A 13,852-nucleotide genomic window follows, 5' to 3' on the forward strand; every position below is an offset into this window, starting at 1 on the left:
AATAATAATGTAAATGATAATTATTATCAAATATAAGCTAAATACTCTTACTTACTGTCCTCTGAGCATATTCTGATAAAACAACCATTCATCCTCAAGCATCTTTCTGAGTGATCGCTGAGGTTGCCAATGTAGAATATTTCGCGCCTTTTCAATGTTCGCCCCCAATTGATCCATTTCCGCATGGGGATATGGTAAAGCATCCATGGTTTTGATTGCAGATTGAGTCACTTCAGCCAGTTGATCTAGCAAATCCTGTATGGAAATCAATTCACCAGCAATATTAAAGGCTTCACATTTTAATTCCTGCTGTTGTGACAGCCATTGCAAGGACTTGATCACGGCATCACAACAGTCTGCGACATGCAGAAAACTGCGTTCTACTGTGCCATCCGCAGTATGGGCCTGACGGCGTAATTCCAGATATTCACGTTGCTGTGCAGCGACCTGCATCGCCAAAGGCAAAATATTTTTTGGCAAAGGTGGCACTGCTTCCCCCAGTACACCGTGTTCAAAGGCACCTGCGATATTGGAAAGACGTAGGATTGCAATCCGCCATTCATTGTCAGTTTTGGCAGTATCGCGGATAATTTCCTCAACCATCTGTTGCGATTTGATATAGGGATTCGGATAGGTATAGTTAAAAGGCAGATCTTCGCTTAAATCTGTGCCAGATTGTCCATATACCGCCAAACTGGATAAATGTACCAGATGACGCACTCCGGTACGTTGCATGGCACGCATGAGACTCATAATACAGCTGACATTATCATTATAATATTCAAGTGGTTTTAATACTGATTCTTCCAGTGACTTAAAACTTGCGGTATGTACCACAGCCTGAATCGAATGCTGCTCAAAGACTTTGTTCAATGCTGGGGTATTGCGAATATCAATCTTGATAAAAGGTACGTACATGCCGGAGATAAATTCAAGACGCTCCAGAGTCTGTAAGTTGGCATTGGCCAAATTATCGACCACAATGACCTCTAGTCCTTGTGCTAACAGACTTAAAGCAATATGTGAGCCTAAAAAGCCTAATCCACCCGTCACTAAAATCATTTATACTACCTACTTTCTGATGAAGCCAAGATCAATCTGTTGCTATTGATCAAGCCTGTAGTGAATTTCGATGAGCACCTTAATTCTTGTTACCTCCGCACCGACTTCCATTTATGCCTGGCATGCCCTGGGTTTGGCTCAGGCCTTGCAAGATAAACAGGAAGCATTCCGTGTATTCTTCTATCAGGACGGCGTATCGGTCGCAAATGCACTGCAATGGATACCCGACGATCAACGTCATCTTACACATGCATGGCAAGCGCTACAGATTCGCCTCCCGGTCTGTGTAAGTGCAGCATTGGCACGTGGAATTACAGATCTGGACAATGCTCGACGTCACAATATTCAGCAGCATAATCTGGCAGATGCCTTTGAATTGGTCGGTTTAGGTGAACTTGCCGATGCTGTTCAGTCCTCACAACGTCTCATTCAATTCTAGATGTTTCATTTTTTAGAATGTGTTGCTTTTCCAAGGAATCTTGTGTGAAATCTGTACTTGTTATATTAACCCAAGCCAATCTGACCAGTCTGCAGGTGCATGAAAGCCTATCGGCTACGATGGTCCTGGCAACTTTTGGCGCAGAAGTTAAAGTCCTGCTACAAAGTGCTGCCCTCAGTTTGCTGCATTCAGACCTGCAATTTGACCAGGTGCATCATGCATTCAAACTGGCATCAAATATGGTCGACAGTTTCGAGTTTTATGATCTCACTCCGATTCTGATTGAGAAAAAAAACCAGCATTCCTCATTTGTGGCACAGAGCGAACAAGAAATCGAATTTATTGAGCTTAATTCTGAATTTATTCAAAGCTTTGATCATGTGATGTATTGGTAAGGAACAAGGATATAAAAATGTCAAATCACACACTTTATCTGATCCAATCCAGCTATTCGGCAACAGCGCAGATCCTAGAGCAACTGGCTCAAACTTATACAATGGGTGATCAGGTCGTGCTGATGGGTGAAGCGGTTTTGCTGCTAGAGCATTCATTTCTTCAAAGCTTGCCGAAAATTCACATACTGAAAAATGATGCGGAGTTATTAGTACAGCCTTTGCCTGATCAGATAAAGCTTTTGAATTATGCGGATTTTGCAGATCTTTGCCTCGAGTTTAATCGCTGCATTTCAATGAAATAATAAATGAGTTAGATATGAATTTAGAATTGGATCAAGATGGCCATCTGGTTGACTATACCATCTGGAATGAAGAAGTCGCTCAAGTGCTGGCCGATAGTCTGGAACTGAGCTTAACTCCTTGGCATTTTGAAATTCTGCAAGCGGTACGTCAGTTCTATCAGCAGTTTGGTCATTCACCAGCAACACGACCACTGATTAAATTTTTAATGAAAACTGTCAGTGCCGATATCAATAATGCCATGCTTCAAGAAAAGTTTAATACTGGTCTGGTGGCCCGTCACTTAAGCCGTTTGGCTGGTGTACCCAAGCCTGCGAACTGTTTATAAAGATACTTAGCTTTTTAAAGTATGTATTTAAAGGCCCAAATCATATTTTGGGCTTTTTTATGAGAGCAATTTTTAGGCTTAGAATAATGAAAGATGCATCTGGATCTAATTTTTCAAATTCGAGTTTGTTCTAATACTCGCAATGCCCGATGCAATTCATGATCCATTTCAGGCAGAACCTTAATCAGAAAATCAATTTGTGCTTTCGCTTCGGCCTTGCTCACCAGTTGGGCCTCTACCAGTTTTTGCTGCTGAGTGATCAACAAACTGACTTGGTGAGGATCTGGTCGTTGTCCCTCACTTAAAGCGTTAATGATCTGAGTAAAGTCCAGATATAACTGTTCTTGTTGCTTTGATAATTCGCTTTGCTTTGCAACCGTATCATTCTGTTCCTTATTCGTAGTTTGACTATTCTCAGGAGAGTTAACAGATATATAGCTTGCCGATTTTTCAGCTGGCAGGACCGGATCAGAATGGGTCTGATCAGTAAAATTCGTCCGATAGATTTCTTGTCGTACCTGATAGCCAATACCGACTAAAGTCCCAAACAATAGCAATCCGAGTATTACATAGAACAGAATTGTTTTATCATTCATTTTTATGTCCTCAGCTAAAGAAAGACAGCCTTTATCAAAAAGCTGTCTTTTTCGCTCATCGACGATTGACTACGGCGTTGACCAGTCTGCTGGTGCATATCCAATCCGGACGCGTTGTGGATGATTTCCTACCGGCACACTCAGCACTTTATTGCCTGTGGCAAAATCAATCACTGTGACTACATCTGTTTCACTTTCTGAAATTACACAGCTACGACCATCCGGGCTTCGCGTTGCCCAATAAGGTTTACCTGCAGAAATCAGTTTCCCGGCTGTCAGTGTTTTGCGATCTACAATCGTAGCGTAGTTATCCATCGTACCGGCGACACAGAGCTTTTCACCATCCGCACTGATTGATAGGCCATGATGGCGTGAATCATTCACCCATTTGGTTCGGTCTTTCGGGATACTGTCACTGCCAGGGAGCTGTCCGATCCGGCTAATCTTGTTCTGATTCAGATCGTACTCAATCAGCCCATTAAAAAATGAAACCTGGGCATACAGTTTGGTTTCATCCTTACTAAATACAATTGGTCGTACTGAGTTGGATAAATCTTTACGACCAAATGCATCCAGTGCAGGTCTGAAGTCAATTTTTCTTAGCACCTGATGCGTGTTGGCATCTGCGATAGTGATAAAACGCTTACCTTTAGTAAAGTCTTGCCACTGTGCATCCATCGAGGTTTCAACATTGCCGATGGCAGAGTTCAGGATCTTGTTGCCGCCATCGAAGTAAATGTTTTCATGCGGTTTATCGCCAGTGCTGAAACGGCCCAACTCTTTACCGGTATGGATATCCAGTACATGCACCACATTCCCTGAAGATGCAGAAACAGCAACCCGTTGTCCATCTGGTGATACCGCCATATGGTCGGCACGGAAACCTTCGACTGACGTCCGCCAGTTAATCTTGCCGGTTTTGATATTAATTGATACCACATCGGCGAAACTTGGGCGTGATGCAACGACTGACTGTCCATCTGGTGTCGAGTACATATCATCCACCAGCTGGTCATTGCCTTCACCGGCTGTAGCCTGAATGTAAGTATAAGCAATCAGTTTGATTGGATTCAGGTGAATTTCTTTAAGGCGCTCTTTCCGGTCAGGAATCATGTTAATGACGCCAATTTTGCCAAAATCACCCGATGGACGAATCACGGTTACCGTGCCATCCCAGTTATTTCCGACAAAGAAAACCTGCTGTGAATTGGCAGGTGCAGCTGAAGGTGCAGAAGCGGCCTGTACACTCGGCAACGCAGATAGAATCACCATCGCAGATAATGTCAGACAGAACCGTGGCCATTTTTTATTTTGAATTTGCATCCATTATGCTCCGCATAATAATTTATATTTTTGTTTTCATTCCTTGTTGTGTACACAGTCCGGCTGTGTTTTAACTTATCTAATATACAAACGTATAAAATGATTTACTGTTATTTCCGACCAAAAAAATATGCAGCTATTTTAAATCTATCACTTCAGGTTCTATAAATTTAGGTGATCATCGTGCTTCGATCTTATGTATCCAGCACATCGACAAACTGTGCATTGAGCACTTTGGCAAGATCAGCCGGCTTTAATCCAATATCCAAGCCTCTTTTACCGCCACTGACATAGATCTTATCCAACTGTTCTGCGGTGGCATCAATCACCGTTTTTAATCGTTTCTTTTGACCAATGGGACTGATTCCGCCAACCAGATAGCCGGTCAAGCGTTCTGCATGTTTAGGATCTGCCATCTGGAGTTTTTTGCATCCTACGGCCTGGGCTACTTTTTTCAGATTGAGTTGATGATGTACCGGCAATATAGCAACAAAATACTGTTTATCATCCGTGACTAATAAAGTTTTAAAGACTTCTTCCACCGAAAGCCCTAATTTTTCAGCAGCTTCTAGCCCGAAACTTTTGGCATTGGCATCATGTTCATATTCATGAATGCTGTATTCGATTTTATTGGCTTTTAATAGTTTGCATGCAGGGGTCATAGAAAGTCTTGTTTGAGATGGATCGCATGATTATATAAAGATTAGCTCAAGAAGTTAATTTAGATGAGGCAACTATAGAGCAAATTTTACTTTAAGCTCGTATTCCGCTTCAATCAGGCCTATTTAGTTCAATCATTACGCTCTTCAATACTTTTAAACTTTTCTTGAAAAGATGATGGTGCGCAAAATTGCAACAAATGTATGCGTTTTTGCCACTATCTAAGCGTTAGGCAATTAATGGCTTCACTATATAGAAGACTTGAAGATGAACACATTCGTCACTTCGCCCATCTATACACATGAAGCATATAGGTCGAGCGTTTTATCTTAAACCTGCTGAGATTCAACCTTTATATCTGGAAGATGAAGTACATTCTTGTGCAGTGTCTGTCATGAATACTTGAATTGAAAGTGATGTAACTAATTCCAATCTATTGGAAAAACAGACCTAGAAAAATCCAAGTAAAATAAGAGAAAACATCATTAACATATTGTCTTATCTTATATTTTTAAATTTTCATCACGTTTTGAGAATCGGTCGATAGCTTATATATAAAGAGGATAATCAGCACAACTCTAAAGTCAGAATGTAAAGAGTTTTCTATGCTCTAGAAGTCGAACATTGCGGTAAAATCAGCCAGACAACTCTTGCTCAAAACTAAAAATATCACTAAAAGGAAGAATTTAGCGTTAACATGAAGATACAGTTACATAAAGGATATTAACTGTTTTTGCCAATTGGGTTTAGAATGAAAATAATCTGAATACCCAGCGAATTGTAATTTTTTAACATTGCCAAATCTCTGCAAAGTTTTCATTATAGCGCCACTGTTTGCTATATGCTTTCTACGTTAATTCAAAGAAATTATAAATAGTAATGTAGAAAATCATGCAATAATAAGCAGAGTTTGCAGACATCTTGCAAACAAACCCCGATACTTTTTAATTGGAGCATGCTGGATGAGTTCGACCATTTTGGTTATTCATGGACCGAATTTAAACTTGCTTGGGAAGCGCGAACCGGAAGTTTATGGTCACCTTAGTCTTGACGATATTAACCAGCAACTGATTACTCAGGCTCAAAAGGCCACATTACAACTCGAAACGTTCCAAAGCAACTGGGAAGGTGCCATTGTTGACCGAATTCATCAAGCTCAGCAAGACGGCGTTCAATATATCATTATTAATCCGGCAGCATTGACTCATACCTCTGTTGCGGTTCGCGATGCCCTTCTTGGCGTTGCCATTCCTTTCATTGAAGTCCATCTGTCTAATGTGCATGCACGTGAGGCATTCCGACATCATTCGTACTTGTCCGATAAAGCCATCGGCGTGATTTGTGGTCTAGGTGCAAAAGGCTATGCTGCTGCCCTCGACTATATCATTGAAAAAATACAACCTTCTACACAATCTTAATTAGGAATACTGTCTCATGGATATCCGTAAAATCAAGAAACTCATCGACTTGATGATTGAATCTGACTTACAGGCGATCGAAGTTAAAGAAGGCGATCAATCGATTGCATTAACTCGTCGTAATCCAGTGGTTGCAGCAGCTGTTCCTGCGATGCCTGCACCAGCAGCCGAAGCGCCAGCAGCAAAATCTCCTCGCGGTGCTGTTGAAACTTCACCAATGGTCGGCGTGTTCTATGCAGCACCAAGCCCAGGTGAGCCGACCTTTGTTAAAGTTGGCCAGACCGTTTCTGCAGGCGATACGCTCGGTATTATCGAAGCAATGAAAATCATGAACCCGATAGAAGCAACTCAAAGCGGTGTGATTGAAGAAATTCTGGTGAAAAATGGTGAAGTGATTCAATTCGGTCAACCACTTTTCCGCTACCGCGCTTAATCACCCCGGGGATTTATAATGTTGCAAAAAGTTTTAATTGCAAACCGTGGTGAAATTGCGTTACGCATCACCCGTGCTTGCAGAACTTTAGGGATCAAAACTGTAGGTGTCTATTCTGACGCAGACAAGGACCTGATGCATTTACGTTTCTGTGATGAAGCAGTATGTATCGGCCCTGGTGCGAGCAGTGACAGCTACTTGAATATTCCTGCGATTATTACAGCTGCTGAAATTACCGGCGCAGATGCAATCCATCCTGGTTATGGATTCCTCGCTGAAAATGCAGAATTTGCAGAAATCGTAGAAAATTCTGGTTTTATCTTTATTGGTCCGCGTCCGGAACATATTCGTTTAATGGGAAACAAGGTTTCTGCCATTATTGCCATGAAAAAAGCTGGTGTACCAACAGTACCGGGCTGCGACCATGCCGTAACGATTCACAATGCCATGGCTGAAGCCAAAGAGATCGGTTTTCCACTGATTGTAAAAGCTGCTTCTGGCGGTGGTGGTCGTGGTATGCGTATCGTAGAAAATGTCGATACCCTGCTGGAATCTGTTCAGGCTGCACAGCGTGATGCAGAAATGTGGTTCGGTGATGATACGGTCTATATGGAACGTTTCCTGCAAAAGCCACGTCACGTCGAAGTGCAAGTACTTGCTGATGGTAATGGTCATGCGATTCATCTGTATGATCGTGACTGTTCACTACAGCGTCGCCATCAAAAAGTACTGGAAGAAGCACCAGCACCGAACTTACCAGAGCAAGCACGTGCTGATATTCTAGAAGCCTGTGTCAATGCCTGTAAATTGATGCAATATCGTGGTGCAGGTACATTCGAATTCCTGTTTGAAGATGATGAGTTCTTCTTCATTGAAATGAATACGCGTGTTCAGGTTGAGCATCCGGTAACTGAAATGGTCACGGGTATCGATATTATCGAACAGCAATTGCGTATTGCTGGCGGCTTAGGTCTGGATATTCAGCAAGAAGATGTCAAGGTTTTAGGACATGCGATTGAATGCCGTATTAACGCAGAAGATCCATCAACCTTCTTGCCTTCACCCGGCAAGATTGAGAGCTTCTATGCACCAGGCGGCGCAGGTATCCGCTTAGACTCGCACATCTACCCAGGCTATAGCATTCCGCCGTATTATGACTCGATGATTGCCAAACTGATTTCGCATGGTAAGGATCGTGAGACGTCTATTTCTCGAATGAGAAATGCTTTGGAAGAAATGATTTTGACTGGCGTTAAAACCAATATTCCTTTGCATAAAGATTTAATCCTTCAGGATAAAAACTTCTGCAAACAGGCAATGGATATTCATTACCTAGAGAAGCATTTGTTAAAGCAGCTTGAAGGTGCTGAAGACAAAGCTTAAATCAAAGCTCATAAAAAAAACCGCTGTCATTCAGCGGTTTTTTTATTGTTTGCAATTTAAGGCAATACGCGTCTGAGCACAGCAAAACATTGTTCGGCTTTTTCATTGGCGCAGAAGTTAATGGTATAAGGGTTTTGCCATTTCACAAAATATTGCGAAATTTCACCAGACTGATCCACCTGATTGCCTGAACAGTCTTTTTCATTATTGTCATATTTTACTTGCAGAATCAGCGCTGGAATCTGCTGCGAAGGATCCTGTGCCGGCTGATAGTCATATAGCCCCGACGTCCACTCATCGCCACTTTTAATCACCACATTATTATTGCCTTTAAAATTATAATATTCGATACATTTTTTATTATTCGGGATTTCCATTCCCCACAATCCGACAATTTCCGGACGGGTTTTCACAGTAAATGTATTTGGGATTTCAGCAGCTTTAGCAGGAGCATTCGCTGGTTTTTTATTTTCTGTCGCCATTAGCCAAGGTGAGCTCATGAGTAAGATAAGGCTAAGACATATTTTTTTCATATTTACCGGCATCTTGTTAACAATTGATTCTAAATTATCATATTTTTTGGGATCGTGTCCCGCTCTAACGCAATTTCAATACAGAGTCAGAAATTATTTATCACATTGTTTAAAAACATGGATTTCCTTTCTGACTTTTTTTGTATATATTTCGTATATAAGAATCTTAATAGTTCGCATTAATAACAGATTAATCAAACAATAAAATTATATTTTGGGTCAAACTTAGTTGCTGAACAAAGTGATCATTCACACTTAAAAATTTGAATAGGATTTTAAATTTGCAATTAGCTCGAATAACAGAACAACAATTAAATCATGAAACCTATGCTTATTTTGTCATTGTTTTCGCTGTTTTAGTCTGTTGTTTTATTGGGATCGCAACCAGACCAATTGAGTATCTGGCCTTATTGTGGCCGGCCAATGCTGCCTTGTTAGCCCTGTTCTTACGCTTTCCACATTTAAATAATATGGGAGGTTGGCTTGGGTGCATTCAGCGCTTTTATGTTTGCAGATCTGATCACCGGGAACAGCCTATTACAAAGCCTGTTTCTTACCTTGTCTAATCTGATCAGCACTATTGTCTCGATATTTTTTATTCGATATTTCAAGATTAATTACAAATACTATAATACTGGTTATACATTCGTTCATTTATTTGGCATCTTCGCTTTTGCAGGCTGTCTGGCCAGTGCGGCTTTTGCAGTTCTCACCTTGCCAAATCTACCCAATTCATTCATGACCAAAGAGAATTTATGGATTGATTTTGGTCTGTGGTGGACCGGTGAAATGGTGAATTATATTGTGTTTCTCCCTTTAATCTTGGCATTCCCAAGAATAAAAGACATGCAGTATCTATTTAAAAACCGTCGTCAAAAACGTAATTACTTCAGCTATTTTTTACCTGCATCTTCAGTCGTGGCCTGTGTCATCATTACCAATATTTTTGCAGGCCCCGGCGCAATGCTCTACCCTCTGGCTGCACTGATCTGGGCTGCGTTGACCTATCGCCTGTTTAGCATGACACTGATTAATGCGTTTGTGACTATTTTAACCTATTACAGCCTGACGCGGTTTTATGCCACAACGCATGACACCTTGGCAGATTCTACGATTTATATTTCGCTCCGGATCGGGCTGTTTATGCTGGCCTTATCGCCGCTTATTCTTTGTATTATTAGTCAAAACCGCAATGAGCTGTTTAAACGGGTTCTCTATCTGGCCAATCATGACAGTCTGACCCGCACCATGAACCGTCATTTTTTCTTTCAGAAAGGTGAATATTTACTGCAATATGCCAACAGAATGGAATTTTCGGTCATCATGCTGGATATTGATCATTTCAAACGTCTGAACGATGATTTTGGCCATCATGTCGGTGACAAGGTGCTGCAACATTTTGCGGAAATCATTCGCTGCAATTTACGTGCTGAAGATCTGTTTGCACGAATTGGTGGGGAAGAATTTGTGCTGTTACTCTGGAATACCGAACCATCAGAAGCACGTCTTATTGCAGAACGGATTCGTGATCTGGTGGAAAAAACCCCGATTTATCAATCAGATGGCTCGCCCCTGTATATTACCGTGAGTGTGGGCATCACTCATCAAAATGAACCGCAGGCCCAAGACCTGCAAAACCTGATCAATATTGCAGATCAAGCCTTGTATCAGGCCAAACATCGTGGGCGAAATCAGGTGGTGCTTGCATCTTGAGCCTAAATGATCTACAACCTTGAAGCAGCAACACTAGGGAATGGCAATGAAATTTGAAGAATATCTGCAATATGACGGTTTAGGACTGGCTGATCTGGTCGCCAATAAACAAGTACATTCAAGTGAACTTTTATCTGCTGCACTAGAGCGTAGCTCAATTGCCAATCCCGAGCTAAATGCAATTATTATTCCGATGCATGAGCATGCATTGAAACGGAGCCAGCAAAATCTGTCCGGACCTTTTGCCGGTGTGCCTTTTCTGGTTAAAGACCTGTTTCAGGAATATGCCGGTTATCCAACTTCTTATGGTTGTCAGGGCTTAAAACGGATTGGTTATATCGCCGAGACCAATGCCGAGATTGTCAATCGCTGGGAAAAAGCCGGGATTGTGACTTTTGGACGTACCAATACTCCTGAATTTGGGATTAAAGGTATTACTGAACCAGATGCTTGGGGCAGCTGTAAAAATCCGTGGAATTTACAGCATAATAGCGGCGGCTCGTCCGGTGGTTCCGCTTCTGCCGTGGCTGCCGGAATTGTACCAATTGCGGGTGCTGGTGATGGTGGCGGCTCGATACGTATCCCCGCTTCCTATTGCGGCCTGTTTGGCCTGAAACCGAGTCGTGGCCGCACGCCTTGGGGACCACAAATGAGTGAAGCCATGCATGGCGCCGCGATTCAGCATGTACTGACCAAAACGGTACGGGATAGTGCTGCAATGCTGGATGCCACCCATGGTGAAGATCATAGTTCACTGTTTAAGATTCAGCGTCCACAGCATCATTATCTGGATGTGATTCAGCAACCGCCAAAAAAACTGAAAATTGCGTTTAGCACTTATTCTACGATTGGCACACCTGTTTCGCAGGATGCCATTAAAGCCATTGAACAAACAGCCAAATTGCTAGAATCTTTGGGCCATGAAGTGGTCGAAGACCGTCCAGCCATTGATGGCATGCAACTGGCCAAGGATTTTATTACCACCTGGTTTAGCCAGTTTTCATTTATGCTGGATGAAATCCAGAAAGGCTATCCGTCCAAATCGAATGATTTTGAACTGGACTCTTTAGCGCTGGCGGCTTTTGGGGCCAAAACCAGCGCGATTGATTATATCCAGAACCTGAATAACTGGGGCCAGTACGTGACCCAGATGAATCATTTCTTTGATAATTATGATCTGTACCTGACGCCTGCAACGGCGACAGTGGCGCCAAAAAATGGTGAGGTCAAAACACCAAACTGGCAGAAACCGATTCTTAAAGCTTTATTGAAACTAAATAAAGCACATTTGCTGGCGCAAGGTAAACTGGTCGACCAGATTGTGAAAGAAAATCTAAAATGGGTGCCTTTTACCCAGTTGGCCAATATTACCGGACTCCCAGCGATGTCTGTACCACTGTACTGGAATGAACAAAACCTGCCGCTCGGTTCACAGTTTATTGCGCCGTTTGCCCGTGAGGATCTGCTATTACAACTGGCAGCCCAATTGGAACAGGCACAACCGTGGTTTGGGCAATACGCCAAAATCCGTATTTAATACTGAGATGATATTTTCAAGCCTGTTTTTGCAGTTCGACTTTATTTGGCAATCCGAAAATCAGTAACAAGCCAAGCAAAGTCGATACTGCAGCAGCGATAAAAATAGATGTGCCGCCGACTTGATCCCAATAATGCCCAGCCAGAATACTGCCACTCGCCACGCCAACGCCCCACATCGTGCTATATAGCGCTTGTCCACGTCCTTGCTGCCCTGCAGAAAAATTCTGGAAAATCACTCGCATCGCAATCATATGAAATAAACCAAAACTTAAAGCGTGAATCGTTTGAGCAAAAAACTGTGCCATGAATGAAGCAGGAAAGACCCCGACGATGAACCATCTTAATCCGGTCATCAATAAGCATAACGTGACCAGATGGCGCCATGACCAGCGTGTCAGAAAGAACGTCGCATAGGCAAACATGATGATTTCCGCAATGACCCCGACTGACCAGAGCAGCCCAATCTGGCTGGTGCTAAATCCCGCCTGACTGAGATAATTGCTATAAAAACTATAAAACGGCGCGTGTGAAAATAGCAGAATCAATTCAATCAGGAAAAAACTATACACCACTGGGCGTTTAAATATCGGCCATAAGGGTTCGAGCTGTTTCTGGGCGGTAGGCGCCATCGTGGGCTCTTTAATGGTAAATGACCAGAGAAAGGCCAGAAATGAAATACACAGCAACAACACTGGCAACATACTGATGCTCATAATTTCAAAGACGGCGCCCAAGCCGAATACACCAATAATAAAACCGACAGATCCCCATTTTCGTACTTTGCCATAGAGTTCTGCTCTTTTTTCCCCGAGCCAAAACAAAGTCACGCCTTCAAACTGTGCCAAAATAGCATTCTGAAAGAAACTGAAAATCAGCATCAGTAAAGCTACGGACTGAAAGCTATTGGGAATGATAAAAATCATGAACCAGATACAGGCTTCCATCCAGGTGGCAATACGTACCAGCAGCATGCGTTTACCAGACTTGTCTGCAATCCAGCCCCAAATTAAGGGAGCAAAAAAGCGGGTGACGATTGCAATAGAAGATAAAATGCCAATTTCCTGATAATTGAAGCCCTGATCTTCTAGATACAGACTCCAAAAAGGCATGAACGCCCCAACAATCGCATAGTAAAAAAAGTAAAATCCACTGAGTCTATGCTGGATTGCTAGAACTGGCATTGATTTATATATCCTAATATTTTCAGAATGTTAAACTAAATAGATTTCTATAGCACTGTATTCGACGACTCTTGATTTTGCTACGAGCATCTCGCATTATTCTAAAAATAAATTTTCATAAGTTTATGGCTAAATTTTGCTAAAGTAAAAAACTGAACCGTACCGGGTTTGTCGGAGAGTCAATATTCTGAGAGACTATCCCGATGACAAAATTAAAATATACCCCTGAAATCAGAGAAAGAGCGGTTCAATTATTGATTGAATCTGAAAAAGATTATCCTTCTACTTGGGCTGCAATCACAGCAATTGCGCCTAAGATTGGTTGTACTCCTGAAACACTTCGTGCCTGGCATCAAAAGCATTTAGATCAGCAAAATCCTATTAAAGTACAACAGATATCTGATCAAGAAAAAATGAAGCAAATGGAACGTGAAATTAAAGAATTAAAGCGTGCCAATGAAATTCTACGTAAAGCAGCCGCTTTTTTCGCCCAGGCGGAGCTCGACCGCCCACACAAATAATGGTGGATTTCATCCATAACAATAAAGA

14 protein-coding genes and 2 pseudogenes are annotated in these 13,852 nt (G+C 42.1%); 10 read left to right on the forward strand and 6 right to left on the reverse strand.

Features of this window, described 5'->3' with window-relative positions; all coding sequences use genetic code 11:
• Positions 1-51: 51 nt before the first annotated feature.
• Positions 52-1,062: an NAD-dependent epimerase/dehydratase family protein gene (locus F890_RS08525; protein WP_005266466.1), complete on the reverse strand. Its 1,011-nt coding sequence runs from the start codon at positions 1,060-1,062 to the stop codon at positions 52-54.
• Between the two features lie 70 nt (positions 1,063-1,132).
• Between F890_RS08525 and tusD the strand changes: the two genes are divergently transcribed.
• Genes tusD through F890_RS08545 form a run of 4 tightly spaced genes read left to right on the forward strand, consistent with a single transcriptional unit; the run spans position 1,133 to position 2,524 of the window.
• Positions 1,133-1,501, forward strand: a complete 369-nt coding sequence (gene tusD / locus F890_RS08530) for a sulfurtransferase complex subunit TusD (RefSeq protein ID WP_005266468.1) — start codon at positions 1,133-1,135, stop codon at positions 1,499-1,501.
• A gap of 44 nt (positions 1,502-1,545) precedes the next feature.
• Positions 1,546-1,896 (forward strand): hypothetical protein, encoded by a 351-nt coding sequence (locus F890_RS08535; RefSeq protein ID WP_004280210.1) that lies wholly within the window; start codon positions 1,546-1,548, stop codon positions 1,894-1,896.
• A 17-nt stretch (positions 1,897-1,913) separates the two neighbouring features.
• Entirely contained in the window at positions 1,914-2,198 is a 285-nt protein-coding gene (locus F890_RS08540; protein WP_004646886.1) for a DsrH/TusB family sulfur metabolism protein, read from the forward strand.
• 14 nt (positions 2,199-2,212) lie between these two features.
• The gene (locus tag F890_RS08545; RefSeq protein WP_004280207.1) at positions 2,213-2,524 is read left to right on the forward strand and encodes a TusE/DsrC/DsvC family sulfur relay protein; all 312 of its coding nucleotides are present in this window, start codon (positions 2,213-2,215) and stop codon (positions 2,522-2,524) included.
• A 113-nt stretch (positions 2,525-2,637) separates the two neighbouring features.
• Here the strand turns inward: F890_RS08545 and F890_RS08550 are convergent, their stop codons facing one another.
• From F890_RS08550 to ybaK, 3 genes are all read right to left on the reverse strand, one after another.
• Positions 2,638-3,120 (reverse strand): hypothetical protein, encoded by a 483-nt coding sequence (locus tag F890_RS08550; protein ID WP_005246495.1) that lies wholly within the window; start codon positions 3,118-3,120, stop codon positions 2,638-2,640.
• A 69-nt stretch (positions 3,121-3,189) separates the two neighbouring features.
• Positions 3,190-4,443 carry a YncE family protein gene (locus F890_RS08555; protein ID WP_005266472.1) on the reverse strand — a complete coding sequence of 418 codons (1,254 nt, stop codon included), beginning with the start codon at positions 4,441-4,443 and terminating at the stop codon, positions 3,190-3,192.
• A 194-nt stretch (positions 4,444-4,637) separates the two neighbouring features.
• On the reverse strand, positions 4,638-5,105 hold the full coding sequence (gene ybaK, locus F890_RS08560) for a Cys-tRNA(Pro) deacylase (RefSeq protein WP_005266473.1): 468 nt from the start codon (positions 5,103-5,105) through the stop codon (positions 4,638-4,640).
• A gap of 960 nt (positions 5,106-6,065) precedes the next feature.
• Between ybaK and aroQ the strand changes: the two genes are divergently transcribed.
• Genes aroQ through accC form a run of 3 tightly spaced genes read left to right on the forward strand, consistent with a single transcriptional unit; the run spans position 6,066 to position 8,337 of the window.
• On the forward strand, positions 6,066-6,521 hold the full coding sequence (aroQ, locus tag F890_RS08565; RefSeq protein WP_004280201.1) for a type II 3-dehydroquinate dehydratase: 456 nt from the start codon (positions 6,066-6,068) through the stop codon (positions 6,519-6,521).
• Between the two features lie 16 nt (positions 6,522-6,537).
• On the forward strand, positions 6,538-6,954 hold the full coding sequence (accB, locus tag F890_RS08570) for an acetyl-CoA carboxylase biotin carboxyl carrier protein (protein ID WP_005107117.1): 417 nt from the start codon (positions 6,538-6,540) through the stop codon (positions 6,952-6,954).
• Positions 6,955-6,972: 18 nt separating this feature from the next.
• A complete protein-coding gene (gene accC / locus F890_RS08575) occupies positions 6,973-8,337 on the forward strand; it encodes an acetyl-CoA carboxylase biotin carboxylase subunit (protein ID WP_004280198.1) in 1,365 nt (454 codons plus the stop codon).
• Positions 8,338-8,393: 56 nt separating this feature from the next.
• On the opposite strand, the gene F890_RS08580 is transcribed toward accC, so the two are convergent.
• Positions 8,394-8,837, reverse strand: coding sequence for a hypothetical protein (locus F890_RS08580; RefSeq protein WP_005100815.1), 444 nt, complete (start codon positions 8,835-8,837; stop codon positions 8,394-8,396).
• 314 nt (positions 8,838-9,151) lie between these two features.
• Here F890_RS08580 and F890_RS08585 point away from each other — a divergent pair.
• Positions 9,152-10,583 (forward strand): annotated as a pseudogene (locus tag F890_RS08585) (diguanylate cyclase).
• Between the two features lie 46 nt (positions 10,584-10,629).
• Positions 10,630-12,120 (forward strand): amidase, encoded by a 1,491-nt coding sequence (locus tag F890_RS08590; protein WP_005266474.1) that lies wholly within the window; start codon positions 10,630-10,632, stop codon positions 12,118-12,120.
• A 16-nt stretch (positions 12,121-12,136) separates the two neighbouring features.
• Here the strand turns inward: F890_RS08590 and F890_RS08595 are convergent, their stop codons facing one another.
• Complete coding sequence (locus F890_RS08595; RefSeq protein ID WP_004280192.1) at positions 12,137-13,303, reverse strand: MFS transporter; 1,167 nt, start codon at positions 13,301-13,303, stop codon at positions 12,137-12,139.
• Between the two features lie 203 nt (positions 13,304-13,506).
• On the opposite strand from F890_RS08595, the pseudogene F890_RS08600 reads away from it, so the two are divergent.
• A pseudogene (locus tag F890_RS08600) lies at positions 13,507-13,779 on the forward strand (transposase); the annotation flags it as partial.
• Positions 13,780-13,852 lie beyond the last annotated feature (73 nt).

Origin of the sequence: Acinetobacter sp. CIP 64.7, assembly GCF_000369745.1 — a bacterium.
Classification (GTDB): Bacteria; Pseudomonadota; Gammaproteobacteria; order Pseudomonadales; family Moraxellaceae; genus Acinetobacter; species Acinetobacter fasciculus.

What these genes read in the sequence shown, in the direction of transcription:
- F890_RS08525 (WP_005266466.1), bottom strand. Translation starts at nt 1,062, where the DNA reads ATGATTTTAGTGACGGGTGGATTAGGCTTTTTAGGCTCACATATTGCT.
- tusD (WP_005266468.1), top strand. Translation starts at nt 1,133, where the DNA reads ATGAGCACCTTAATTCTTGTTACCTCCGCACCGACTTCCATTTATGCC.
- F890_RS08540 (WP_004646886.1), top strand. Translation starts at nt 1,914, where the DNA reads ATGTCAAATCACACACTTTATCTGATCCAATCCAGCTATTCGGCAACA.
- F890_RS08545 (WP_004280207.1), top strand. Translation starts at nt 2,213, where the DNA reads ATGAATTTAGAATTGGATCAAGATGGCCATCTGGTTGACTATACCATC.
- F890_RS08550 (WP_005246495.1), bottom strand. Translation starts at nt 3,120, where the DNA reads ATGAATGATAAAACAATTCTGTTCTATGTAATACTCGGATTGCTATTG.
- F890_RS08555 (WP_005266472.1), bottom strand. Translation starts at nt 4,443, where the DNA reads ATGCAAATTCAAAATAAAAAATGGCCACGGTTCTGTCTGACATTATCT.
- ybaK (WP_005266473.1), bottom strand. Translation starts at nt 5,105, where the DNA reads ATGACCCCTGCATGCAAACTATTAAAAGCCAATAAAATCGAATACAGC.
- aroQ (WP_004280201.1), top strand. Translation starts at nt 6,066, where the DNA reads ATGAGTTCGACCATTTTGGTTATTCATGGACCGAATTTAAACTTGCTT.
- accB (WP_005107117.1), top strand. Translation starts at nt 6,538, where the DNA reads ATGGATATCCGTAAAATCAAGAAACTCATCGACTTGATGATTGAATCT.
- accC (WP_004280198.1), top strand. Translation starts at nt 6,973, where the DNA reads ATGTTGCAAAAAGTTTTAATTGCAAACCGTGGTGAAATTGCGTTACGC.
- F890_RS08580 (WP_005100815.1), bottom strand. Translation starts at nt 8,837, where the DNA reads ATGAGCTCACCTTGGCTAATGGCGACAGAAAATAAAAAACCAGCGAAT.
- F890_RS08590 (WP_005266474.1), top strand. Translation starts at nt 10,630, where the DNA reads ATGAAATTTGAAGAATATCTGCAATATGACGGTTTAGGACTGGCTGAT.
- F890_RS08595 (WP_004280192.1), bottom strand. Translation starts at nt 13,303, where the DNA reads ATGCCAGTTCTAGCAATCCAGCATAGACTCAGTGGATTTTACTTTTTT.